25 protein-coding genes are annotated in these 24,101 nt (G+C 56.6%); 7 read left to right on the forward strand and 18 right to left on the reverse strand.

Annotated features, from left to right (window positions below; all coding sequences use genetic code 11):
- Positions 1–16 precede the first annotated feature (16 nt).
- Positions 17–424, forward strand: coding sequence for a MarR family winged helix-turn-helix transcriptional regulator (locus tag INF86_RS01770; protein WP_022651767.1), 408 nt, complete (start codon positions 17–19; stop codon positions 422–424).
- Here the strand turns inward: INF86_RS01770 and INF86_RS01775 are convergent.
- Positions 421–1,308 carry a LysR family transcriptional regulator gene (locus INF86_RS01775; protein ID WP_023298477.1) on the reverse strand — a complete coding sequence of 296 codons (888 nt, stop codon included), beginning with the start codon at positions 1,306–1,308 and terminating at the stop codon, positions 421–423. The two genes, INF86_RS01770 and INF86_RS01775, sit on opposite strands and share 4 nt — an antisense overlap.
- Before the next feature lie 109 nt (positions 1,309–1,417).
- On the opposite strand from INF86_RS01775, the gene INF86_RS01780 reads away from it, so the two are divergent.
- On the forward strand, positions 1,418–2,608 hold the full coding sequence (locus INF86_RS01780) for an MFS transporter (protein ID WP_193543163.1): 1,191 nt from the start codon (positions 1,418–1,420) through the stop codon (positions 2,606–2,608).
- Between the two features lie 8 nt (positions 2,609–2,616).
- A complete protein-coding gene (locus tag INF86_RS01785; protein WP_023306830.1) occupies positions 2,617–2,994 on the forward strand; it encodes a DUF4440 domain-containing protein in 378 nt (125 codons plus the stop codon).
- 50 nt (positions 2,995–3,044) lie between these two features.
- On the opposite strand, the gene rpoS is transcribed toward INF86_RS01785, so the two are convergent.
- Positions 3,045–4,037, reverse strand: a complete 993-nt coding sequence (gene rpoS, locus INF86_RS01790) for an RNA polymerase sigma factor RpoS (protein WP_022649182.1) — start codon at positions 4,035–4,037, stop codon at positions 3,045–3,047.
- A 60-nt stretch (positions 4,038–4,097) separates the two neighbouring features.
- Positions 4,098–5,171, reverse strand: coding sequence for a murein hydrolase activator NlpD (gene nlpD / locus INF86_RS01795; RefSeq protein ID WP_306307778.1), 1,074 nt, complete (start codon positions 5,169–5,171; stop codon positions 4,098–4,100).
- Here nlpD and INF86_RS22610 point away from each other — a divergent pair.
- The gene (locus tag INF86_RS22610; RefSeq protein WP_306173474.1) at positions 5,113–5,244 is read left to right on the forward strand and encodes a peptidase; all 132 of its coding nucleotides are present in this window, start codon (positions 5,113–5,115) and stop codon (positions 5,242–5,244) included. The two genes, nlpD and INF86_RS22610, sit on opposite strands and share 59 nt — an antisense overlap.
- A gap of 94 nt (positions 5,245–5,338) precedes the next feature.
- On the opposite strand, the gene INF86_RS01800 is transcribed toward INF86_RS22610, so the two are convergent.
- From INF86_RS01800 to cysG, 11 genes are all read right to left on the reverse strand, one after another.
- Entirely contained in the window at positions 5,339–5,965 is a 627-nt protein-coding gene (locus INF86_RS01800) for a protein-L-isoaspartate(D-aspartate) O-methyltransferase (RefSeq protein ID WP_022649184.1), read from the reverse strand.
- Positions 5,959–6,720: a 5'/3'-nucleotidase SurE gene (gene surE, locus INF86_RS01805; protein ID WP_193543164.1), complete on the reverse strand. Its 762-nt coding sequence runs from the start codon at positions 6,718–6,720 to the stop codon at positions 5,959–5,961. Before surE ends, INF86_RS01800 begins: the two co-directional genes overlap by 7 nt.
- Entirely contained in the window at positions 6,701–7,750 is a 1,050-nt protein-coding gene (truD, locus tag INF86_RS01810; RefSeq protein ID WP_023298481.1) for a tRNA pseudouridine(13) synthase TruD, read from the reverse strand. Before truD ends, surE begins: the two co-directional genes overlap by 20 nt.
- Positions 7,747–8,226, reverse strand: a complete 480-nt coding sequence (gene ispF / locus INF86_RS01815) for a 2-C-methyl-D-erythritol 2,4-cyclodiphosphate synthase (RefSeq protein ID WP_003862097.1) — start codon at positions 8,224–8,226, stop codon at positions 7,747–7,749. The genes truD and ispF overlap by 4 nt, the downstream gene beginning before the upstream one ends.
- Positions 8,226–8,936 (reverse strand): 2-C-methyl-D-erythritol 4-phosphate cytidylyltransferase, encoded by a 711-nt coding sequence (ispD, locus tag INF86_RS01820; protein WP_023298482.1) that lies wholly within the window; start codon positions 8,934–8,936, stop codon positions 8,226–8,228. Before ispD ends, ispF begins: the two co-directional genes overlap by 1 nt.
- 19 nt (positions 8,937–8,955) lie before the next feature.
- Positions 8,956–9,267, reverse strand: coding sequence for a cell division protein FtsB (gene ftsB, locus INF86_RS01825; protein WP_003862095.1), 312 nt, complete (start codon positions 9,265–9,267; stop codon positions 8,956–8,958).
- A gap of 79 nt (positions 9,268–9,346) precedes the next feature.
- Positions 9,347–9,673 (reverse strand): DUF3561 family protein, encoded by a 327-nt coding sequence (locus INF86_RS01830; protein ID WP_022649187.1) that lies wholly within the window; start codon positions 9,671–9,673, stop codon positions 9,347–9,349.
- Positions 9,674–9,731: 58 nt separating this feature from the next.
- Positions 9,732–10,337 (reverse strand): adenylyl-sulfate kinase, encoded by a 606-nt coding sequence (cysC, locus tag INF86_RS01835; RefSeq protein ID WP_022649188.1) that lies wholly within the window; start codon positions 10,335–10,337, stop codon positions 9,732–9,734.
- On the reverse strand, positions 10,337–11,761 hold the full coding sequence (gene cysN / locus INF86_RS01840; RefSeq protein WP_022649189.1) for a sulfate adenylyltransferase subunit CysN: 1,425 nt from the start codon (positions 11,759–11,761) through the stop codon (positions 10,337–10,339). The genes cysC and cysN overlap by 1 nt, the downstream gene beginning before the upstream one ends.
- A gap of 9 nt (positions 11,762–11,770) precedes the next feature.
- Positions 11,771–12,679 carry a sulfate adenylyltransferase subunit CysD gene (gene cysD, locus INF86_RS01845; RefSeq protein WP_006811770.1) on the reverse strand — a complete coding sequence of 303 codons (909 nt, stop codon included), beginning with the start codon at positions 12,677–12,679 and terminating at the stop codon, positions 11,771–11,773.
- A gap of 9 nt (positions 12,680–12,688) precedes the next feature.
- A complete protein-coding gene (gene cysG, locus INF86_RS01850; RefSeq protein WP_165716032.1) occupies positions 12,689–14,047 on the reverse strand; it encodes a siroheme synthase CysG in 1,359 nt (452 codons plus the stop codon).
- A gap of 237 nt (positions 14,048–14,284) precedes the next feature.
- Here cysG and INF86_RS01855 point away from each other — a divergent pair, with 237 nt between their 5' ends.
- Entirely contained in the window at positions 14,285–15,328 is a 1,044-nt protein-coding gene (locus INF86_RS01855; protein ID WP_023298484.1) for an aminopeptidase, read from the forward strand.
- Between the two features lie 93 nt (positions 15,329–15,421).
- Here INF86_RS01855 and cysH read toward each other — a convergent pair whose 3' ends face one another.
- From cysH to cysJ, 3 genes are all read right to left on the reverse strand, one after another.
- Complete coding sequence (gene cysH, locus INF86_RS01860; RefSeq protein ID WP_193543165.1) at positions 15,422–16,156, reverse strand: phosphoadenosine phosphosulfate reductase; 735 nt, start codon at positions 16,154–16,156, stop codon at positions 15,422–15,424.
- 76 nt (positions 16,157–16,232) lie between these two features.
- Positions 16,233–17,945 carry an assimilatory sulfite reductase (NADPH) hemoprotein subunit gene (gene cysI, locus INF86_RS01865; RefSeq protein ID WP_193543166.1) on the reverse strand — a complete coding sequence of 571 codons (1,713 nt, stop codon included), beginning with the start codon at positions 17,943–17,945 and terminating at the stop codon, positions 16,233–16,235.
- Positions 17,945–19,750, reverse strand: coding sequence for an NADPH-dependent assimilatory sulfite reductase flavoprotein subunit (gene cysJ, locus INF86_RS01870; protein ID WP_193543167.1), 1,806 nt, complete (start codon positions 19,748–19,750; stop codon positions 17,945–17,947). The genes cysI and cysJ overlap by 1 nt, the downstream gene beginning before the upstream one ends.
- Positions 19,751–20,053: 303 nt before the next feature.
- Between cysJ and queD the strand changes: the two genes are divergently transcribed.
- Positions 20,054–20,419 carry a 6-carboxytetrahydropterin synthase QueD gene (gene queD / locus INF86_RS01875; RefSeq protein ID WP_006811776.1) on the forward strand — a complete coding sequence of 122 codons (366 nt, stop codon included), beginning with the start codon at positions 20,054–20,056 and terminating at the stop codon, positions 20,417–20,419.
- Here the strand turns inward: queD and INF86_RS01880 are convergent.
- Entirely contained in the window at positions 20,404–22,758 is a 2,355-nt protein-coding gene (locus INF86_RS01880; protein ID WP_193543168.1) for a helix-turn-helix domain-containing protein, read from the reverse strand. The genes queD and INF86_RS01880 overlap by 16 nt on opposite strands.
- Positions 22,759–22,929: 171 nt before the next feature.
- Between INF86_RS01880 and INF86_RS01885 the strand changes: the two genes are divergently transcribed.
- Positions 22,930–24,099: a M20 aminoacylase family protein gene (locus INF86_RS01885; protein ID WP_193543169.1), complete on the forward strand. Its 1,170-nt coding sequence runs from the start codon at positions 22,930–22,932 to the stop codon at positions 24,097–24,099.
- Positions 24,100–24,101: the final 2 nt, after the last annotated feature.

The following is a 24,101-nucleotide window of genomic DNA, read 5'->3' on the forward strand; positions in this document are numbered from 1 at the left end:
TTCCGTCGGAGTGTCCATGGAGTTAAGACAAGAAGCGTTTCACCTGCTACGTCAGCTTTTTCAACAGCATACCGCCCAGTGGCAACACGCATTGCCCGAACTGACCAAACCACAATATGCGGTGATGCGGTCAATTGCTGAAAATCCTGGCATTGAGCAGGTTGCCCTGACTGAAGTCGCGGTGAGCACCAAAGCGACGCTGGCAGAAATGCTGAGCCGCATGGAAGCACGCGGCCTGGTCAGGCGCGAGCACGATCCGGCGGACAAACGCCGTCGGTTTGTCTTTCTGACGGCCGAAGGTGAGGCCCTGCTTGAGAGCAGTAAACCGATTGGAAATGAGGTGGATGAGGCGTTTTTAGGGCGCCTTAACGGCGCGGAACGAGAGCAATTTTCAGCGCTCATTAAAAAGATGATGCAGGGTTAAGTAACCCTGACGCGCATAAAATCAATAAATGTTCGCACTTTCGCGGGCACATGCCGGGCATCGGGATAAACAGCATAGATGCCCTGCTGAGCAAACGTGTACTCCGGTAACAGCGAGACCAGCTTCCCTGCATCCAGTGCGTTACGCACCAGCCACTCCGGCAACAGCGCCACGCCACATCCCGCGAGGGCAAAAGCCATCAACGCCTGGGCACTGTCTGCATACAGGCGCGGCGCTTTTCTGATCTCAAAGGAAACCGGATGCCGATCAACGCCTCTCACCTGCCAGCGCAGCGGCGACGTTAAACGCTCGTGAATGATCCAGTCCGCTTCCGCCAGCTGCTCCAGCGAGTCAACCGGATGGTTTGCCAGCCAGCATGGCGTCGCCACGGGCAGGATGGTGAAGGAGGTCATCAACGCGGCGTGGTAGCGCGAATCTGCAAGCGTGCCGAGCCGGATAGCGACATCGAAGCGCTCGGCGATAAGATCGGCATGCAAAGAGGACGAGACATGCCGCACGCGGAGATCAGGGTGCAGCTGGCTAAACTCAGCCAGCAAAGGCACCACCACCTGCGAGCCATACTCGGGCGTGGTGGTGATCCGCAGTTCTCCCGTCAGCCCGGCGTGGTTGGCGCGAACATCATCCTGCAATCGCTCTGCATCCCGTAACAGCATCACGCTTCGTTGATGAAAGAGCTTCCCCGCTTCGGTCAGCGTCAGGCGTCGGGTGGTTCGCAGCAACAGGGTGACGCCCAGCTCCTCTTCAAGCTGACGAATATGAAAGCTGACCACCGCTTTTGTCAGCCCCATCGCCTCCGCCGCGGCGGTGAAACTGCCGGTGTCCGCTACGGCGATAAACATCGCCGTACGCTGTAAATTAAGCATCGCTTGCCTGGTTAACTGTCAAAATAATGTTGACAGTATATCGTCCTTTGTCGCGTTTATCCGTAACGCGCGGGCCGATACGATACGCCACCTCACCGGAGGAACTTCCATGACGTATCGCAGCAAAATCGCCGTCGTCTTTCTGCTCGGCTTTTTCCTTGATTTGATAAACATGTTTATTGCCAGCGTCGCCTTTCCGGCGATGGCTCACGCATTCAATACCACACCTTCCGCGCTTGCCTGGGTAAGTAACGGATACATTGCCGGGCTGACGTTAGTCATCCCATTCAGCAGTATTCTGACGCGCAGCGTCGGGCCGAAGCGCGTTATTCTGCTCTCACTGCTTCTCTTTAGCGCGGCCTCCGTTGCGGCGGGTTTCTCATCTTCGCTGGAAAGTTTGATTGCCTGGCGCGTCGTGCAGGGCGCCGGAGGGGGTTTACTGATCCCGGTTGGTCAGGCGCTGACCTGGCAACAGTTTAAGCCTCATGAGCGGGCCAGACTCGCCTCGGCGGTGATGCTGGTCGCGCTGCTTGCCCCCGCCTGCTCACCGGCTGTGGGCGGCATGCTGGTTCAGACATTCACCTGGCGCTGGATATTTTTTGCCACCCTGCCCGTCGCCATTGTCACCTTTGTTTTGGCCTGCGCGTGGCTTAAAACAGAACCGTCACCGATAAACACCACCAGAATAGTAAACCTGTCTTTGCTGACGGATCCGCTGTTGCGCTTATCCATGCTTATCTATGTATGCGTACCCGGCATCTTTATTGGCGTGAACGTAACGGGCATGTATTACCTTCAGAGCGAGGCCAATATGACGCCCACCGCAACGGGCATGCTTATGCTGCCGTGGTCTGTGGCATCGTTTTTGGCTATCACCGCGACAGGACGCTATTTCAACCGTATCGGCCCGCGGCCGCTGGTGGTCATCGGTTGCCTTTTGCAGGCGACGGGCATTCTGCTTTTAATTAACGTCGGCCCGGCTATGCTGTTACCTGCCTTTGCGTTTGCGTTAATGGGTGCGGGGGGAAGCCTTTGCAGCAGTACGGCTCAGAGCAGCGCGTTTTTGACAATGCGGCGGGAAGATATGCCTGATGCCAGTGCGCTATGGAATCTGAATCGTCAGTTGAGCTTTTTTGCGGGTACCCTGCTGCTGGCGCAGGCGCTGAGCTTCATGCAAGCTTATTTTACGCCGCTGGCCGCCTGGCACGGGATGTTTATTTTTGCCGCAGTTATCACTCTGCTGCCCGTACTGTACGTCTACCGTCTTAATAACACGCAGTTACTTGCGCAACTGCAATAGGAGCACCCATGACTCATTTCGAACAAGAGATCCTCGACATCCACGTCGCCCTTGAAAACTGGTTAGGTGCAGGCGAAGGCGAACAGGACGCCCTGCTCGCCCGTTTCCGTCCGGATTTTCTGATGGTTCCACCGAGTGGCGCCCATTTAGATCATCACGCTCTGGCCAAATTTTTATATGCGCAGCGGGGAACCCGACCCGGGCTCAGGATCGGTATTGATGCGTTAACAACGCTTCAGACATGGGACAACGGCGCGGTGCTCCATTACCGGGAGACGCAAACCCGGCCAGGCCAGCCCGTCAACGTGCGCTGGTCAACCGCGGTGCTTAATCAGGAAGGGGATAACATCACCTGGCGTTTGCTGCACGAAACGGCGCAATCGTAAGGCATAAAAAAGGCCCGTCTCACGACGGGCCTTTTCTGACGAATGGTTGCTTACTCGCGGAACAGCGCTTCGATATTCAGACCTTGCCCTTGCAGGATTTCACGCAGGCGGCGTAGCCCTTCAACCTGAATCTGACGAACACGTTCACGGGTCAGGCCAATCTCACGGCCGACATCTTCCAGTGTCGCAGCTTCATACCCCAGTAAACCGAAACGACGTGCCAGCACTTCACGCTGTTTGGCGTTCAGTTCGAACAGCCATTTGACGATGCTCTGTTTCATGTCATCGTCCTGCGTGGTGTCTTCCGGGCCGTTGTCTTTTTCATCGGCCAGAATGTCCAGCAGCGCTTTTTCGGAGTCACCACCCAGCGGGGTGTCAACCGAGGTAATGCGCTCGTTGAGACGCAGCATACGGCTTACGTCATCAACCGGTTTGTCGAGTTGCTCTGCAATCTCTTCCGCACTTGGCTCGTGGTCCAGTTTATGGGACAACTCGCGCGCGGTACGCAGATAAACATTCAACTCTTTGACGATGTGGATCGGCAGTCGAATCGTACGGGTCTGGTTCATAATAGCCCGTTCGATGGTCTGACGAATCCACCAGGTCGCGTAGGTTGAGAAACGGAACCCGCGTTCCGGGTCAAACTTCTCAACTGCGCGGATGAGACCTAAGTTGCCCTCTTCAATCAGATCCAGCAGAGCCAGACCACGATTGCCGTAACGGCGGGCAATTTTCACGACCAGTCGCAGGTTACTTTCGATCATGCGACGACGCGAGGCAACATCACCACGCAAAGCACGACGTGCGAAATAGACTTCTTCTTCGGCCGTTAGCAGTGGGGAGTAACCAATCTCCCCAAGGTAAAGCTGAGTCGCGTCCAGCACACGCTGTGTGGCACCCTGCGATAACAGCTCTTCTTCAGCCAAATCGTTATCACTGGGTTCCTCTTCTACTAAGGCTTTTTCGTCAAAAGCCTCTGATCCGTTCTCATCAAATTCCGCGTCTTCATTTAAATCATGAACTTTCAGCGTATTCTGACTCATAAAGGTGGCTCCTACCCGTGATCCCTGGACGAGACACCCTGGCTGGCATGCCCCGTCAATTTATCGCTGCGGTAAATATTGCAGCGGGTTTACGGATTTCCCCTTGTAACGAATTTCAAAATGCAAGCGTGTAGAACTGGTTCCGGTGCTACCCATGGTAGCGATTTTTTGCCCCGCCTTAACTTCTTGTTGTTCCCGGACCAGCATAGTGTCGTTATGGGCGTAGGCACTCAGGTAATCATCGTTATGTTTGATGATAATAAGATTACCGTAACCGCGCAGTGCGTTACCGGCATAGACAACGCGTCCGTCTGCGGTCGCGATGATTGCCTGTCCTTTACTGCCTGCGATATCGATCCCTTTGTTGCCCCCCTCAGAGGTAGCGAAGTTCTCGATAATCTTGCCGTCAGTTGGCCAGCGCCAGGTGGTGATTGACGAGCTGGCATTCTGACTGCTTGCAGTCGGTACAGTAGAGCTAACCACAGGTGCCGTAGTCGGTGCTGTGACAACAGTCGCAGTACCTTTATTATTCGGCAACATTTTGTTAGCACTCTGATCACCTGAATCCTCAGAATACGTAATTACAGGTTGTGAAGCAACCACCGTGGTGGTTTTTTGTGCAGGAGTAACGCTGTTATTTTGCGCAGTTACGTCGGCCGCTGAAACGGTGTTGCCTGGCGTAAGCGGTGTCCCCGTCGCGTTGCCAACCTGAAGCGTTTGCCCGACTTCCAGAGCATACGGGGCCTGGACGTTGTTTCGCTGTGCAAGATCGCGGAAATCGTTCCCGGTGATCCAGGCAATATAGAACAGCGTATCGCCGCGCTTCACGGTATAGGTGCTGCCGCCGGTATAGCTACCTTTCGGAATGTTCCCATACTTACGGTTATACACTATGCGGCCATTTTCAGTCTGAACAGGCTGTTCCACTGCCTGAATCTGCGTAGGCTGCGTAACTGGACGCTGAACCGGCTGGATCTGCGGAGTTTGCTGCGCCGTTGAGGTGCCCATTTTAGGCGGAGGGGTGATCAACATTCCGCTGGACGTGTTACCCGAGCCGCTGGTTCCATTAACGGAACTGACGGGCGCAGGCGCGTTATTTGAACTTGTACAGCCTGCCAGCCAGAGCGAAACCAGTGATAATGCCGCAACACGGCTGATGGTGAATTTTGGGCTTCCCGCGCTCATTTATCCCCCAGGAATGTGTTAACTACCAGTGACTTAAAAATAACCGTGATGGCACGAATCTATCGCGCCACACCATACGCTGAATTTGCCTTAATAACCCTGGAAAAATCCGAGTCTCAGGCCAGTTCGCCCTTAACCAGGGGCACAAAGCGCACGGCTTCCACGGTATCGATAATAAACTCGCCGCCGCGTCGACGAACGCGCTTCAAAAGCTGCTGCTCATCGCCGACGGGCAATACAAGAATGCCACCCTCGTCCAGCTGCGAAAGAAGCGCAGTGGGGATTTCAGGTGGCGCTGCCGTGACAATGATGGCGTCAAACGGGGCGCGAGCCTGCCAACCCTGCCATCCATCGCCGTGGCGTGTCGATACATTATGTAAATCAAGCTGTTTCAGGCGACGGCGCGCCTGCCACTGCAACCCTTTAATCCGTTCCACCGAACAGACATGGTGCACAAGGTGAGCCAGGATCGCGGTTTGATACCCTGAACCGGTGCCAATTTCCAGCACCCGGGACTCTGGCGTTAGCTCCAGAAGCTCCGTCATACGCGCCACCATGTAGGGCTGCGAAATCGTCTGGCCTTGCCCAATGGGCAGCGCCACGTTTTCCCACGCTTTGTGTTCAAACGCCTCATCTACAAACTTCTCACGGGGAACCTGGGCAAGCGCGTTCAGCACCTGCTCGTTGGCGATCCCCTGTGCGCGTAATTGTTCCAGAAGAGTTTGTACACGTTTACTTACCATTGCGCGTTCACTCCGACCCGATCTAACCAGTCCGACACCACATCATGCGCGCTATAAGCGGTTAAATCTACGTGCAACGGCGTAACGGAAACGTACCCTTCATCCACCGCAGCGAAGTCGGTGTCTGGCCCGGCATCGCATTTATCTCCCGGCGGGCCGATCCAGTACAGGGTATTGCCGCGCGGATCCTGCTTGGGAATAACCTGATCGGCAGGATGGCGACTGCCACAGCGCGTCACGCGGATCCCTTTGATCTCGTCCAGCGGGAGGTCCGGCACGTTAATATTGAGGATACGTCCGGTACGCAGCGGCTCGCGGCCAAGCGCACGGAGAATGGAGCAGGTCACCGCGGCGGCTGTGTCATAGTGGGTGTGACCGTTTAACGAGACCGCCAGCGCCGGAAACCCCAGGTGACGCCCTTCCATCGCCGCGGCCACGGTGCCGGAGTAAATCACATCATCGCCAAGATTTGGCCCGGCATTGATGCCGGAGACCACAACGTCCGGCCGCGGGCGCATCAGCGCGTTCACGCCCAGAAACACGCAGTCGGTCGGCGTCCCCATCTGGACGGCAATATCGCCATTCTCAAAGGTAAAGGTGCGAAGTGAAGACTCCAGCGTCAATGAGTTAGACGCGCCACTGCGGTTACGATCGGGAGCCACGACCTGCACATCCGCAAATTCGCGGAGGTGTTTCGCCAGCGTCTGAATACCTGGCGCATGGATCCCGTCATCGTTACTCAGCAATATTCGCATAATCACCCGACGTGTTGATAAGTTCCCTGACAACACTGGTGGCAAAGCTACCTGCCGGCAGCCAGAAGCGTAACTCGACGGTTACGTCATCCCACCAGTTCCAGCTCAGCTGTTGCGGGTAGAGGAGCATCGCACGACGTGCCGCCTCGACCTTTTCCCGCACCAGCAACGATTGTAATTCTGGCGCATCCGCCACCGCTGACTGCTCAGCGGCCAGCGCCTCGCCCTGGGTTCCCCAGTCGCCTGAACCCGGCAAGGCGGCGGTAATCATCAGCGTTTTAGCGTCCACGCGCGACTGGACATCGGCCATCTCTTCGGCCGTTGCCACAAACCAGCTTCCGCGTCCCGCTAATTGTAGCGCATCGCCGACAACAACTTGATTCGCGTCCGGTTTTTTCAGCCGTTCGCTCACAATCTGATTAAACAACGCACTGCGGGCCGCCGACAACCAAAAACTGCGTTTATTACGATCGCGCACCGGTGCACCGCTTTGCGCCCAGCGCAGCGCGCCCAGCAGGTTGCTACCACCGATACCAAAGCGCTGAGCGCCGAAATAGTTTGGTACGCCGCGTTCGTTAATGGCCTTCAGGCGTTTTTCAACGTCCTCGCGTTCGGTCACTTCGCGCAACACCAGGGTAAAGGCATTACCTTTCAGTGCGCCCAGACGCAGTTTGCGTTTATGGCGGGCGTACTCCAGTACCTTACAGCCCTCAAGCTCAAATTTGCTTAAATCGGGCATGGCATTACCGGGCACGCGGGCGCAAAGCCACTGTTCGGTCACGGCATGTTTATCTTTTTGACCGGCAAAGCTCACTTCGCGGGCGTGAATATTGAGGAATTTTGCCAGCGCGTCCGCCACGAAGCGGGTATTGCAGCCGTTTTTCAGAATGCGCACCAGGATGTGCTCGCCTTCGCCGTCCGGCTCAAAACCCAGATCTTCCACTACCACGAAATCTTCAGGGTTGGCTTTCAGCAGACCCTTGCCCTGCGGTTTACCGTGCAGATACGTCAGATTGTCGAAATCCGTCATTTGGCCGCCTTCACCAGCAGCGCCACGGCTTCACAGGCAATGCCTTCGCCACGACCGGTAAAGCCCAGCTTCTCCGTGGTGGTCGCTTTGACGTTGACGTCGTCCATATGGCAACCCAGATCTTCAGCGATAAACACGCGCATCTGAGGGATGTGCGGCAGCATCTTTGGTGCCTGAGCAATGATCGTCACATCAACGTTGCCGAGGGTGTAGCCTTTGGCCTGAATACGACGCCAGGCTTCGCGCAGCAGTTCGCGGCTGTCTGCGCCTTTAAAAGCAGGATCGGTGTCCGGGAACAGTTTGCCAATGTCGCCCAGCGCGGCGGCACCCAGCAGCGCGTCGGTCAGCGCATGCAGCGCCACGTCGCCATCAGAATGCGCCAGCAGACCTTTTTCGTAAGGAATGCGCACGCCGCCAATGATAATTGGGCCAACGCCACCAAAGGCGTGTACATCAAAACCGTGTCCAATACGCATTATGCCTTCTCCTGAGGGGTCGTACGGGTAAGATAAAATTCCGCGAGCTGTAAGTCTTCCGGGCGCGTCACTTTTATATTATCAGCGCGCCCTTCAACAAGCGTGGGGTGGAAACCGCAATACTCCAGCGCCGAGGCTTCGTCCGTAATGGTCGCACCTTCTTTAAGCGCTCGCGTTAAGCAGTCGTGGAGTAATTCGCGGGGAAAAAATTGTGGCGTCAGCGCGTGCCACAGATCGACGCGCTCGACGGTGTGGGCAATCGCCGGTTTACCCGGTTCGGCACGCTTCATGGTGTCACGCACCGGGGCGGCCAGAATGCCGCCCACTGTACTGGTTTCACTCAGGGCCAGCAGACGCGACAGATCGTCGTGATGCAGACAGGGACGCGCGGCATCGTGCACCAGCACCCACTGCGCGTTCCCGGCAGCCTGAATGCCCGCCAGAACGGAGTCAGCCCGCTCTGCGCCGCCGTCAACGACGGTAATCTGAGGATGATTCGCCAGCGGGAGCTGCGCAAAACGTGCATCGCCGGGGCTGATGGCAATAACAACGCGTTTCACCCGGGCATGCGCCAGCAGCGCCGCCACGGCGTGCTCGAGGATCGTTTTATCGCCAATTGAGAGATACTGCTTAGGACATTCTGTCTGCATACGCCGGCCAAAACCTGCGGCCGGCACCACGGCACAGACGTCCGAAAAAGTTGCTGCCATGTCGTAATCCTGGGCCTGATTATCGATTGTTTTGTGCGGAGCCCTGATTGCGTTTAGACGCATCCGGAACCAGGCGATAAAACGTTTCGCCCGGCTTAGTCATACTAAGTTCATTGCGTGCGCGCTCCTCAATCGCCTCCTGGCCGCCATTGAGGTCATCAATTTCAGCAAAAAGTTGATCGTTACGCGCTTTAAGTTTGGCGTTTGTCGCCTGCTGTGCCGCGACGTCATCGCTCACCCGGCTGTAGTCGTGCAGTCCGTTTTTGCCGAACCACAGCGAATATTGCAGCCAGACCAGCAAAGCCAGCAACAGCAGCGTTAGTTTACCCATCCTGCCCCCTGAAAAAACGGCATCATCATCCCATAACTTTCCGCTGGACTCTACTGCGGGGTTTTAATTATGCCGTAAGTTAGCCCATCAGCCATAAAAACAGCAGGCCAAAGATGGCCACAACGGTGGCGATAGTGATGAGCGTACTATACAGGAGCTTGCCGTTGAAAAGGGAGTGCAGCGCCACGCCCACCACAACCGCAACGGGCATCAGCGCGAGGAAGAAAGGCCAGGTATAGAGGAAGAAAAAGAGGGTGTTTCCACCGTAGATCAAAAACGGGATACCCAGCGCCAGTAGCCACGACACAAAGCCGACAATCGCCCCAGGGAAGGACCAGGTCGTCTCGTCGTCGGTCGTTAACGGTTCCGACCCGGTGGTAATCATGTAGTTTTCACTGTTGCGCATAGCTAATCCTGTGACCGTGACTCATCGCTCGGGAAGACAGCTCCCGAACGATACCGTCTCAGGATCTGATAATATCGTCCCGTCTGAGCAGGTCTAATAATTGGCTTACTAAATTTGTTACCAATTGTTGACCTTCCAGATGAATCTCAGGGGATTCAGGCGCTTCGTAAACCGAGTCAATACCGGTGAAGTTTCGCAGCTCTCCCGCGCGGGCTTTTTTATACAGCCCTTTCGGATCGCGCGCTTCGCAGATTGCCAGCGGCGTATCCACAAACACTTCAATGAAGCGATTCCGGCCCACGCGCTCACGCACCATCTGACGTTCGGCGCGGTGCGGTGAGATAAACGCCGTCAGCACCACCAGCCCGGCATCCGCCATCAGGCTGGCGACTTCTCCCACCCGGCGAATGTTCTCTTTACGGTCTTCATCGCTGAACCCTAAATCGCTGCACAGGCCGTGACGCACGTTGTCGCCGTCCAGCAGGTAGGTGCTCACTCCCTGCTGATGCAGCGCTTCTTCCAGCGCGCCTGCCACCGTGGATTTACCGGAGCCAGACAGCCCGGTAAACCACAGCACAACCCCACGGTGACCGTGGAGCTGTTCGCGCTGGGCGACGGTGACCGGATGAGGATGCCAGACGACGTTCTCATCATGGGCAGCCATTACTTGCCTCCCAGCAAATCGCGTGCGCCCCAGTGCGGGAAGTGTTTACGCACCAGCGCATTCAGCTCAAGTTCAAACGCGCTGAACTCAGAGGCCACGGTAGCCTGCGCGTTTGGCTCACGGACCATCCCGGCGCCGACGGTGACGTTGGTCAGGCGGTCGATAAAGATCAGCCCGCCCGTCACCGGATTCTGCTGATACGGATCCAGCACCAGCGGCTCGTCGAAGGTCAGATCCACCAGACCGATGCCATTCAGCGGCAGCTCGCTCACGTCACGGTGGGTCAGGTTGTTGATGTCCACCTGGAACTGAATGCCGTCCACGCGAGCGCGGGTTTTCTTGCCGGCAATTTTAATGTCATAGCTCTGGCCTGCGGTCAGGGGCTGTTCCGCCATCCACACCACGTCCACGGATGCGCCCTGCACCGCCGCCAGCGTTTCCTGCGCGTCGACCAGCAGATCGCCGCGGCTGATGTCAATCTCGTCTTTTAGCACCAGGGTTACCGCTTCACCTGCCCCTGCTTCGTCCAGATCGCCATCAAAGGTGACGATACGGGCAATGGTCGATTCCACGCCGGACGGCAGCACCTTCACACGCTGGCCCACGTTGACCGAGCCGGACGCAAGGGTGCCGGAGAAGCCGCGGAAATCGAGGTTCGGACGGTTTACGTACTGCACCGGGAAGCGCATCGGCTGGGTCTCAACCACGCGCTGAATTTCAACGGTTTCCAGCACCTCCAGCAGCGTCGGGCCGCTGTACCACGGCATGTTCGCGCTCTGAGAGGCGACGTTATCCCCTTCCAGCGCCGACAGCGGCACAAAGCGAATATCGAGGTTGCCCGGCAGCTGTTCAGCAAAGGTCAGGTAGCTCTGGCGGATCTCGTCGAATCGCGCTTCGCTGTAGTCCACCAGATCCATTTTGTTCACCGCCACCACCAGGTGTTTGATCCCCAGCAGCGTAGAGATAAAGCTGTGACGACGCGTCTGATCCAGCACGCCTTTACGGGCGTCCATCAGCAGGATCGCCAGGTCACAGGTAGACGCGCCGGTCGCCATGTTACGGGTGTACTGCTCATGCCCCGGGGTGTCGGCGATAATAAATTTGCGCTTTTCGGTAGAGAAGTAGCGATAGGCGACATCAATGGTAATGCCCTGCTCGCGCTCCGCCTGCAAGCCGTCCACCAGCAGCGCCAGGTCGAGTTTTTCGCCCTGGGTGCCGTGGCGTTTACTGTCATTGTGCAGGGAAGAGAGCTGATCTTCGTAAATTTGTCGCGTGTCGTGCAGCAGACGACCAATCAGGGTACTTTTCCCGTCATCAACGCTGCCGCAGGTCAGGAAACGCAACAGACTTTTGTACTGTTGGGCGTGCAGATAAGCTTCTACGCCGCCTTCATCGGCAATTTGTTGGGCAATAGTCGTATTCATGGCGGCTCCTTAGAAATAACCCTGACGTTTCTTCAGCTCCATGGAGCCTGCCTGGTCGCGGTCAATCACGCGGCCCTGTCGCTCACTGGTGGTCGACACCAGCATCTCCTCGATGATCTCCGGCAGCGTCTGCGCACTGGATTCCACCGCGCCGGTCAACGGCCAGCAGCCGAGAGTACGGAAACGGACCATCTGTTTTTTGATCACTTCACCCGGCTGTAAATCAATGCGATCGTCGTCGATCATCATCAGCATGCCGTCGCGCTCCAGGACCGGGCGCTCTGCTGCCAGATACAGCGGAACGATCTCAATATTTTCCAGATAGATGTACTGCCAGATATCCAGCTCGGTCCAGTTGGAGAGCGGGAAGACGCGAATGCTTTCGCCCTTGTTGATCTGGCCGTTGTAGTTGTGCCACAGCTCCGGACGCTGGTTTTTCGGGTCCCAGCGGTGGAAGCGGTCGCGGAAAGAGTAGATACGCTCTTTGGCGCGGGATTTCTCTTCGTCACGCCGTGCGCCGCCGAAGGCCGCATCAAAACCGTATTTATTCAGCGCCTGCTTCAGCCCTTCGGTTTTCATGATATCGGTATGCTTGGCGCTGCCGTGCACGAACGGGTTGATGCCCATCGCCACCCCTTCCGGGTTTTTGTGCACCAGCAGCTCGCAGCCGTAGGCTTTGGCGGTACGGTCACGAAACTCGTACATCTCGCGGAATTTCCAGCCGGTATCCACATGCAGCAGCGGGAACGGCAGCGTCCCCGGATAAAACGCTTTACGCGCCAGGTGCAGCATGACGCTGGAATCTTTACCGATGGAGTACATCATCACCGGGTTAGAGAACTCGGCGGCCACTTCGCGGATAATGTGGATACTTTCCGCTTCGAGCTGCCGCAGGTGAGTAAGTCGTTTTTGGTCCATAACCGTTCCTTAAGCCAAATTTACAACAGAAGCGCCGAAGCCTTCTGTGTCGGTTGTGTGTTGGAACCAGGCGAGCGAGCTGTGCAACTGCACCACTTCTCCCACCACGATCAGGGCGGGCATCGGGGCGTCTTTCGCCAGGGTTGCAAGGTCTTGTAAAGTGCCGATGGCGACATGCTGATCGACGCGTGTCCCGCGGGAGATCACTGCTATCGGCGTCGTCGCATCGCGACCGTGCTGAATAAGCTGTTCGCTGATGTCTGCCGCTTTCATCGTGCCCATATAAATCGCCAGCGTTTGTCGGCTCTGGGCGAGATGCGACCAGTCAAACGGCGTGCTGTCGGCTTTATAATGCCCGGTCACAAAGGTCACGCTCTGGGCGTAATCGCGATGGGTCAGCGGAATACCGGCGTAGGCCGTGACGGCAGACGCCGCCGTAATGCCGGGGACCACCTGGAACGGGACGCCCGCTTCGGCTGCCGCCTGCAACTCCTCGCCACCACGGCCGAAGATAAACGGGTCGCCCCCTTTCAGGCGCACCACGGTCTTGCCCGCTTTCGCGGCGGCAATCAGCATTTGATTGGTGTCGTGCTGCGGCACGGAGTGCTCGCCGGCACGTTTACCAACGCAGATTTGCTCCGCGTCACGGCGGATCAGTTCGCGAATACCGTCGGTGACCAGATGGTCGTAGAACACGACATCCGCATCCTGAAGAACCTGGAGGCCACGCAGCGTGAGCAGCCCGGCATCGCCCGGCCCGGCGCCCACCAGAATGATCTCCCCGCCCGTACTGCCGGGGTTATCCAGTTCGTCTTCGAGTATTTGTTGCGCCGCCGTCTCGTTACCGGCATGCATCAGGCTGGCAAAGCGGCCGCGAAACACACGCTCCCAGAAGCGACGGCGTTCCGTCACGCTGGTCAGACGCGTTTTAAGGTGGTTGCGCCAGTAGCTGGCCTTCTCCGCCATGCGCCCGAGGCTGGTCGGCAGCAGCGCTTCGATTTTTTCCCGCAGTACGCGCGCCAGCACCGGCGCGGTGCCGCCGGAGGAGATCGCCACCAGCAGCGGCGAGCGGTCAACAATCGACGGGAAGATAAACGAGCACAGCGGCTGGTCGTCTACCACGTTCACCAGACGGTGACGGTCCTGAGCTGCGTCGGAGATTCGGCGGTTGAGCGCCCGATCTTCGGTTGCCGCAATCACCAGCACCACGCTGTCGATCTGAGACTCTTCAAAATCCGCCTCTGCAACGACCTGCACCTGCGCCCCGGCGCGTTGCAGGAACGCGATTTTGCGATCGGCAATTTCACCCGTCCCGACAACCAGTACCGGTCGGTCTTTCAAGGCGGCAAAAAGGGGGAGATAGTCCACAGGCAACAACTCACTAACAACCAGGAATAAAGGGACTATAGGGGGCGGCTTAGATCGAATGAAATTACGAATTGGAATGAGTAGTTACTCAATGGAATAACGCCGTGGAAAAGCAAATATCAAAAAGTGCTTAACACGCGAAATTTCGGGCATTTAAGCGCAATTCAAATTGTGTCTACCCGATCACAGTTTCATACTATGCGGGTTAAAATTTTGCTCTGTTTTTAAGGACTCACTATGTTTTCCGCAATGCGCCACCGATTCGTTGCCCTGGCGCTCGGCGTTTGCTTTATCCTTCCGGCTCAGGCAAAAAATCAATCTTACGGTGAAATAGCCAGTATGCAGGCGCGGCATATTGCGACGGTCTTTCCGGGCCGCATGACCGGAACCCCAGCCGAAATGCTCTCGGCAGACTATATTCGTCAGCAGTTTGCGGATATGGGCTATGAGAGCGACATTCGCGCTTTCCACAGCCGCTACATCTATACCTCACGCAATAAAACGCAGAACTGGCATAACGTAACCGGCAGCACGGTCATTGCCGCGCACGAAGGAAAGGCGGCTGAGCAGATTATTATTATGGCGCACCTTGATACCTACACGCCGATGAGCGACGCTGATGTCGATAATAACCTCGGCGGGCTGACGCTTCAGGGACTGGATGACAATGCGGCGGGGCTGGGCGTCATGCTTGAGCTGGCCGAACGCCTGAAGAATATTCCGACGAAATACAGCATTCGCTTTGTTGCGACCAGCGGTGAAGAAGAAGGAAAACTCGGCGCTGAGAATCTCCTTAAGCGCATGACCGCTGAGGAGAAGAAAAATACGTTGCTGGTGATTAACCTCGATAATCTGATCGTGGGAGATAAGCTCTATTTTAATAGCGGACAGAGCACGCCGAGCAGCGTACGTAAACTCACCCGCGACCGCGCGCTGGCGCTTGCCCGCACGCATGGCGTCTATGCCGCGACAAATCCGGGCGGTAACCCCGATTATCCCAAAGGCACGGGCTGCTGTAATGACGGTGAAGTGTTTGATAAGGCGGGCATTCCGGTGCTGTACGTCGAGGCAACTAACTGGGCGCTGGGCAAAAAAGATGGCTATCAGCAGCGCGCTAAATCGAAGGCGTTCCCAAACGGGACCAGCTGGCATGACGTGCGGCTGGATAATCAGCAGCACATTGATAAAACGCTGCCGCAGCGGATTGAGCACCGCAGCCGGGATGTCGTGAAAGTGATGCTGCCGCTGGTGAAGGAGCTGGCGAAAGCGGGGAAAGCCTGATGCAATTAAGCCCGGTGGCGCTGCGCTTACCGGGCCTACAACGGCACGAAACGTAGGCCCGGTAAGGCGTAGCCGCCACCGGGCGAAAAAACATTACCCTTCGTGCAGCCCGCACTCGCGCTTCAGCCCAAAGAATCGCGTCTCTTCTTCCGCCATTCCCGGTTCCCATTTACGCGTGGTATGGGTGTCGCCTACCGACAGGTAGCCCTGATCCCACAGCGGATGGTACTTCAGCCCGTGCTTTTGCAGATACTGGTACACCGTGCGGTTATCCCAGTCAATGATCGGCAGCACTTTGAACACGCCACGCTGCACCGCCAGCACCGGCAGCGTTGCCCGGCTCCCGGATTGCTCGCGGCGGAGCCCAGCAAACCACGTCTGCGCATGAAGATCTTTCAGCGCGCGGTTCATCGGCTCGACCTTGTTGATCTCATTGTATTTCTCGATGCCCTCAACGCCCTGCTCCCACAGCTTGCCGTAACGCGCCTCCTGCCAGGCCGCGCTTTCGGTTGCGCGATAAACCTTCAGGTTCAGCTTGAGCTTGTCCGTCAGCTCGTCGATAAACTGATAGGTCTCCGGGAACAGATAGCCGGTATCGGTGAGGATCACCGGAATGTCCGGACGGATCTGATTCACCAGATGCAGACTGACCGCCGCCTGAATGCCAAAGCTCGACGAAAGCACATAGTCTCCCGGCAGGTTTTCCAGCGCCCACGCCACGCGCCCTTCGGCGTCGAGTTTTTCCAGTTGGGCGTTGGTTTCTGCCAGGGCCAGAATGCGTTCGACTTTTGGCAGCTCATTAAGGGCGTTTAGATCGAGTACGGACATAAGAACCTCGTTTGCCTGTTTTGCCGGGCGGCACTGCGTTTGCCCGGCCTACAAAAGCGGTGAAACCGCCGGGATGTTATTCCCAGAAATCCCTTGCGGGATCGAGCACCGGGCGAATGATGCCCGCACGTACCGTAAAGTCGCCGAAGCCTTCACCCGCTTCGCGCTCTTTCGTCCAGCGTCCGATAAGCACGTCGAGGGAATCGAGAATTTCCGGCTCGGTGATGTTCTCACGGAACATACGCGGAATTCGTGTCCCGATACGGTTACCGCCCAGATGCAGGTTATATCGACCCGGCGCTTTCCCTACCAGACCGATTTCGGCCAGCATCGCGCGGCCGCAGCCGTTCGGACAGCCCGTCACGCGCATAACAATATGCTCGTCCGGAATACCGTGTTTTTCCAGAATCGCCTCCACTTTATCAGTGAAGGACGGCAGGAATCGCTCGGCTTCGGCCATCGCCAGCGGACAGGTCGGGAACGACACGCAGGCCATTGAGTTTTCACGCTGCGCGCTCACCGCATTCATCAACCCGTGCTCGCGGGCCAGCTCTTCAATTCTCGCCTTTTCGCTTTCCGGCACGCTGGCGACGATCAGGTTCTGGTTGGCGGTAATACGGAACTCGCCTTTGTGGATCTTTGCGATTTCCAGCAGGCCGGTTTTCAGCGGACGGCCCGGATAATCAAGAATACGGCCGTTTTCGATAAACAGCGTCAGGTGCCAGTTATTGTCGATGCCTTTCACCCAGCCGATGCGATCGCCGCGACCGGTGAATTCGTAAGGGCGGATCGGCTCAAACTTGATGCCCGCGCGACGCTCCACTTCTTCTTTGAACGTCTCGACGCCTACGCGCTCAAGGGTATATTTGGTTTTCGCGTTTTTACGATCGGTACGGTTACCCCAGTCGCGCTGGGTCGTAACCACCGCCTCTGCCACGGCCAGCGTGTGCTCCAGCGGCAGGAAGCCGAACTCGCTCGCGGTGCGGGCGTAAGTTTTCTTGTTACCGTGCTCAATGGACAAACCGCCGCCCACCAGCAGGTTAAAGCCGACCAGCTTGCCGTTTTCGGCAATCGCCACGAAGTTCATGTCGTTGGCGTGCAGGTCGATATCGTTCTGCGGCGGGATCACCACCGTGGTTTTAAACTTACGCGGCAGGTAGGTCTGACCGAGGATCGGCTCTTCATCGGTGGTGGCGACTTTCTCCTGATCGAGCCAGATCTCCGCATAGGCGCGGGTACGTGGCAGCAGATGTTCGGAGATTTTTTTCGCCCACTCGTACGCTTCGGCGTGCAGCTCAGATTCGTACGGGTTCGAGGTGCAGAGCACGTTACGGTTCATGTCGTTGGCGGTCGCCAGCGCGTCCAGACCCACGGAGTGCAGCATCTGGTGCACCGGCTTGACGTTCTTCTTCAGAATGCCGTGGAACTGGAAGGTCTGACGGTTAGTCAGACGGATGCTGCCGTAAATCGTGTTTTCACCGGCAAACTTGTCGATCGCCTGCCACTGTTTCGTAGTGATTACCCCGCCCGGCAGACGACAGCGCAGCAGCATCGCGTGACGCGGCTCCAGCTTCTGTTCGGCACGCTCGGCGCGGATATCGCGGTCGTCCTGCTGGTACATACCGTGGAAACGGATCAGCAGGAAGTTGTCGCCTTTGAAACCGCCGGTCAGGCCGTCATTTAAATCTTCGGCAATGGTACCGCGCAGGTAGTTGCTTTCTACCTTCATGCGCTCGGCATCAGTCAGTTTGCCTTCGACCACCAGTGGGCCAGGATGTTTTTCGCTCATTAGTAGACATCTCGCTGATAACGGCGCTCTACGCGCAGCTCACTTAAAAATTCATCCGCCGTTTCGGCATCCATACCGCCGAATTCGGCAATCACTTCCAGCAGTGCCTGCTCAACGTCTTTCGCCATGCGATTGGCGTCGCCGCAGACATAAATGTGGGCGCCGTCATTGATCCAGCGCCACAGCTCTGCGCCCTGTTCGCGCAGTTTGTCTTGTACGTATACTTTTTCTTTCTGATCGCGGGACCAGGCCAGATCGATGCGGGTCAGCACGCCCTCTTTGACGTAGCGCTGCCACTCAACCTGGTAGAGGAAATCTTCAGTAAAGTGCGGGTTGCCGAAGAACAGCCAGTTTTTACCCGGCGCGTCGTCTGCTGCACGCTGCTGCATAAAGGCGCGGAATGGCGCAATACCGGTGCCCGGGCCAATCATAATCACCGGCGTTTCGGGGTTCGCCGGCAGGCGGAAGTTGTCGTTGTGCTCGATAAAGACGCGAACTTCGCCCTCTTCTTCCACGCGGTCTGCCAGGAAGCCTGACGCCCCACCCGCGCGCGCGCGGCCTTCGATGTCGTAACGCACCACGCCAACGGTGATGTGGACTTCGTTTTCCACTTCCGCCTGCGAGGAGGCGATGGAGTACAGGCGCGGGGTCAGCGGACGCAGCAGGCCGACCAGCGCGTCAGCATCCAGCTGTGCCGGAGAGAAACGCACCATATCGACAATCGGCGTTGTCGCCGCGTATTGCTGTAACTTCGCCTTATCCCCGACCAGCGGAAGGAGCGATTCGCTGCGGGTTAAGGTGGCGTAGTTTTCAACGATGTTGGCGGTATTCACCGTTAGTTCGAAATGCCACTGGAGCGCCTCGGAGATCGAGAGCGTTTTGCCGTCCACGATAACCGGTTCATCGCCTTTCAGCCACAGCAGCTCGACCAGCTCTTTCACCAGCACCGGATCGTTCTGATACCAGACGCCCAGCGCATCGCCAGGCTGGTAACGCAGGCCAGAGTCACCGAGATCGATTTCGATATGGCGCACGTCTTTTTCTGAATCACGGCCCGTGATTTTCTGGTTTACCGACAGGCTCGCCGTCAGCGGCGCCTCTTTCGTGTAAGGGCTGGTGTGGATTTCGTTAACGGTGCCGGCTACGGTAACGGCGGCCTGCGCTGGCGTCTCTTTCGGGACGCGGGCCTTCAGCACCTCAACGATGCGCGCCCGCCATTCGGCGGCGGCAGCCTGGTATTCCACGTCAGCGTCTACGCGATCCAGCAGGCGCTCTGCGCCCAGCTCCGCCAGCTTGCTGTCGAAATCTTTACCGGACTGGCAGAAAAATTCATAGGACATATCACCGAGGCCGAAGACGGCAAAGGCGGTGCCCTCGAGCTTTGGTGCTTTTTTCGAGAACAGGAACTTATGCAGCGCGACGGCTTCTTCAGCAGGCTCACCTTCCCCCTGCGTTGACGCCACCACCACCAGCAGTTTTTCTGACGCGACCTGTTTGAATTTATAATCCCCGGCGTTGACCAGGTTAACGTTCAGCTTCGCGGCGAGCAGGTCATCACGCAGCGCTTCGGCCACACGACGGGCATTACCCGTTTGCGAAGCGGAGATAAGCGTGATGGCAGGAATTTCAACGGCCGTTGGCGGGACGCCTGCCACAGCACCCGGCTGCTGGTTCAGCATTCCCCAGAAATAGCCGGAGACCCAGGCAAGCTGGGTGGGTGAAAAATCGGAAGTCGCGGCCTGGAGGCGCGCCAGTTGCTCCGGGTTAAGGGGAAGCAAATTTGAAGGTGGGGCCTGTGTTGTCATGCGTCGTTATGTTCCAGTAGCAAAGCGGACTTTAAGCGAATAAATCCAAACTGAAGATAAGGTTAACGGCGGGGATAATAACAATTAAAGAAGGGATGGAAATAATTAATAACCAAATGGACTAACCTGTTTTAGTTATCGTTCTTAACGATAAAAGCGATTAAATAACCATATGAAATAAAACAACAAAAATCGATAAACACCATGAATACGAGGCGGTGACCGTTCAGAGCCGTTTTAATTAATGATAAAAATTGTGCTTTCCGGTACTATGCGGCGGTTTTTTCCGCATTCCTGAGAGCTATGATGTCCACCACACTGTTTAAAGATTTCACCTTCGAAGCCGCACACCACCTTCCACACGTTCCTGCAGGGCACAAATGTGGCCGCCTGCATGGGCACTCGTTTATGGTGCGTCTTGAAATCACCGGTGAAGTCGATCCCCATACGGGCTGGATCATGGACTTTGCCGAACTGAAGGCCGCGTTTAAGCCGACCTACGATCGTCTCGATCACTACTATCTGAATGATATTCCGGGCCTTGAAAACCCGACCAGCGAAGTGCTGGCGAAATGGATTTGGGATCAGATGAAACCGCTTGTGCCGCTGCTGAGCGCGGTGATGATCAAAGAGACCTGCACGGCAGGCTGCGTCTACCGCGGGGAGTGAATCTCCTCCGTTTCGGCCTCAAGAGGCACGAGCGGCGTAAACTCATAGAGCACCAGCGCATTACTCTCCAGTGATTCTGTCAGTTGCCAGCCGTCATCAATGCGTTCATCGTACAGGGAAAGCGTTGGACGCGCTTTGTGCGCTATCCAGCGCCACATCTCTTCGTCAGGGCCGCTTTCGCTGCCTACCCCTTCAAGCAACGGATAGAGCGCGCCGTTATGCTGATCGAAAAGATGGCGTTTAATTCGCCAAATACCGCGCATTCCCTTCAGGTGTAAATGATACTGCTGGCGAAAACGCTGGATGAATGCTTCTTCACTGGAAAGGAGCGGATTAAAAACCACCACATTACGCAGCAGCAACTGGTAACCATTGTGATGGCGCGTGAGCAGAACACGCCCGTCGTTTACCAGCACCTCGCCCCGCAGGCGTTGCCAGAGCCAGAGTACCCAATAAACCGGCCGTGGAAGACCATGGTTGTACTGTAGCGCAAGGCTTGACGTATCGATGGTGTTGTTCGCACGGGCTTCACCCTGAAGGCCCGAATTGAGCCAGAATCCCCCTAGCCAGACCTGTTCCGATAGCCCGAGCAGGCTCTGCATCAGCAGCGCCCCACGAAAAAACCAGCCGTTTGTCGCCCGCGTGTTCCCGGTGAGGGTATTCCAGGAGAGAAGCCAGACGGGAAGCGAACATTTGCGCAGACGAAGGGCGGCGATAATCTGGCGGATCTTCTGTACCGGATAATTTTCTGTAGAAGAGAGTTGGGCTGGCTCCCGCTGCGCAGGATCGAGAAGTTCATTGGCATCGGCTGAACAGGCAAGAAAATCGGCCTGCATCAGGATGGCTGAGCTGAACAGGGTATTGTCGCTCACGCCCGCGCTGTCGGGTGAAAATCGATGCCATAAACCAAACTTTGCCTGTGGCAGATAGTTGCGTATGACGTTGTGCTGCGCCAGCCAGACCTGCTCCCGGGTCTCCTCACTCGCCTGTGTTGACCAGTGCATGACAAAGTGCCAGCCCGCGGTGATCTCGGGCGAAAAATGATTGACCGTCCGTTGTAAAAAACGGGCAAGTAGATCGCGACGGGTCGTTACGCCGGTGTGCAGCAGCACCGTCCATTGCTTTTTTGCCAGCCAGGTGAAGAGCTGATGCAGATTGTACCAGCAGGCGTAGCCCGCCATCTGGGGGTCATCCCACCCGGTGGCAAACAGACGGCTGCTGAGAAAAGGTTCGGCGATATCAATTCCCTCTATGGGAATGGCCTCATTTATCGCTTCAAGATTCTGACGAACGTCCTCACGCAGTAAATCGTCGAGCTCACGCAGAGTAATGACTACCCGCATACGGCGCAGCGAGGTGGAGAGAGGATTAAGCTGCTCAAGATCCAGTGTCTGCTCCTGCTGCGGGCGATCGATAAGCGGGGAGGCTCCCCAGCCGCGCGCCACCGGTTCATTGAGCAGGCTAAACAGCTTATCCATGGCCACCGGATAGCGCTGCTCACACCTGTCCGTACGAACACGTGTGGCCTCCGGGTGCTGGCGTCGGGACTTACGAAACTCACCCGGGGACATATTGTGAACACGCCGAAACCGATCGGTCATCATACGCGTGCTGGCGAAACCCTGCTCAAGCGCAATCTGATGCAGCGGTCGGTTCGTCAGACGGAGCGCGTCAGCCGCCTTTTCCAGCCGTAGGGTGGTGATGTACTGCATGAAACTGATCCCCACCTCCTTTCTAAAGAGACGAGAGAGCCAGGCTTCAGAGACATATTCACTCGCGGCGATTTCCGCAAGCGTAATACGGCGAGAATAACTGGCATTGATCCGCTCTATCACCCGGGCAATGCGTTTGCTGTGCGCTGGGGAAAGTTCACGGGACAAAAACCGGGCGGGCTGCTGAAAGCGGCTGGTCAGCAACAGCAATATCTCGCTCAGCCAGCGGTACGCCTCCAGCCGGTAGCGGTGTGGGTCGTTGATGAGGGTGACCACAAGAAGCTGGCGCAGCAGATCGCGAAGCGCATCGCATTGGGGCCAGACGCCTCCGGCTTCTGCCGGTATAGCGTAATCATGGACAAAAAAATCATTGCAGAGCTGGACCACCCAGCGCCCGGAAAGGGACACGCGCAGGGTGATATTTGCCGTTTCGCTCGTGAACTGCCAGCGCCGATGACGGTTGATGATGGCAAGGGTATTGGCCTCCAGGATGTCACGTCCCACATCGGTATTCAGCTCAGCCCGCCCTTCCAGCACCCAGAGCAACGTTAGCGTATCGCCTTCATCCTTCACGCAGTGGCGAATGTCCTGGATCTCCACCCAAAATTCATCTCCCCGCTGATTCATCTTACCCCTCATCAAAGACAAATAATGACCGGCTCTTTTTTGTCATAACGGAATTGTATGAAAAACAATCAAAACAAAACCGTCGCTTTACAACAAAAAAATGCATTTTCTGGCAGTGCGATCGTCATAGACTCGAAATTATCACCGTTTGGCATAAAAAGGATAACAAAAATGACACATCCAATTATCGAAGCTCTGCGCGGCAAAGAGGCCCAGTTCACTGAATTACGTCGCTATTTTCATCAGCATCCTGAAATTGGTTTTGAGGAGCACAATACGAGCGATCGCGTTGCGGCGTTGCTTGAGGAATGGGGATATGAGGTTCATCGCGGCCTGGCGAAAACCGGTGTGGTCGGCACGCTGAAGGTGGGTAACGGGCCTAAACGCCTGGGTCTGCGCGCCGACATGGATGCGCTGCCTATGCAGGAAAACAGCGGCAAGGCCTGGAGCAGTACCGTTGAGGGTAAATTCCACGGCTGCGGTCATGACGGCCACACCACAACGCTCCTGTATGCAGCGGAGTACCTGGCACGCACCCGCAATTTTAACGGCACGCTGCACCTTATTTTTCAGCCCGCGGAAGAACTTCTGTATGGCGGACGCGTTATGGTAGAGGACGGTTTGTTTGACCTGTTCCCCTGCGACCACATTTTTGGTCTGCACAATATGCCGTCACAGCCCGTCGGAAAAATTGGTCTGCGCGATGGCGCCATGATGGCCTCTTCGGACACCCTTCATATTGAGGTTAACGGCGTGGGGGGGCACGGCGCGGTGCCAGAACATACCGTAGACGCCACCCTGATTGCCTGTCATATCACTATCGCTTTGCAGTCCATTGTTTCGCGCAATATCACCCCTTTTCAGCCTGCCGTCGTTACCGTAGGCAGCATTCAGGCTGGACATGCTCCCAACATCATCAACGACAAAGTATTGATGAAACTTACCGTGCGCACGCTGGATGAAAGCGTGCGGCAAACCGTGCTACAGCGCATCCATGATATCGCCGTTGCGCAGGCGGAAAGTTTCAATGCCACGGCTACCATTCGACACATTAATGGCAGCCCGGTACTGAAAAACAATCCGCAAGCCAATGAGATGGTGCGCAACGTCGCCACCGATCTGTTCGGTCAGGATTCCGTCGCGGAGGTGAATGCGTTTATGGGCAGCGAGGACTTTGCGTTCATGCTCGAGAAAAATCCCAATGGCTGTTATTTCACCCTTGGCGCTGGCGATGAGCCTGACCGCTGCATGGTGCATAACCCGGGCTACGACTTTAACGACACTATTCTCCTCACCGGCGCGGCGCTGTGGGCCGCACTGACCGAACACTATCTGCGCTGATT

The organism is Enterobacter cloacae complex sp. I1M, from assembly GCF_014982425.1.
In the GTDB taxonomy this organism is placed as follows: Bacteria; Pseudomonadota; Gammaproteobacteria; order Enterobacterales; family Enterobacteriaceae; genus Enterobacter; species Enterobacter intestinihominis.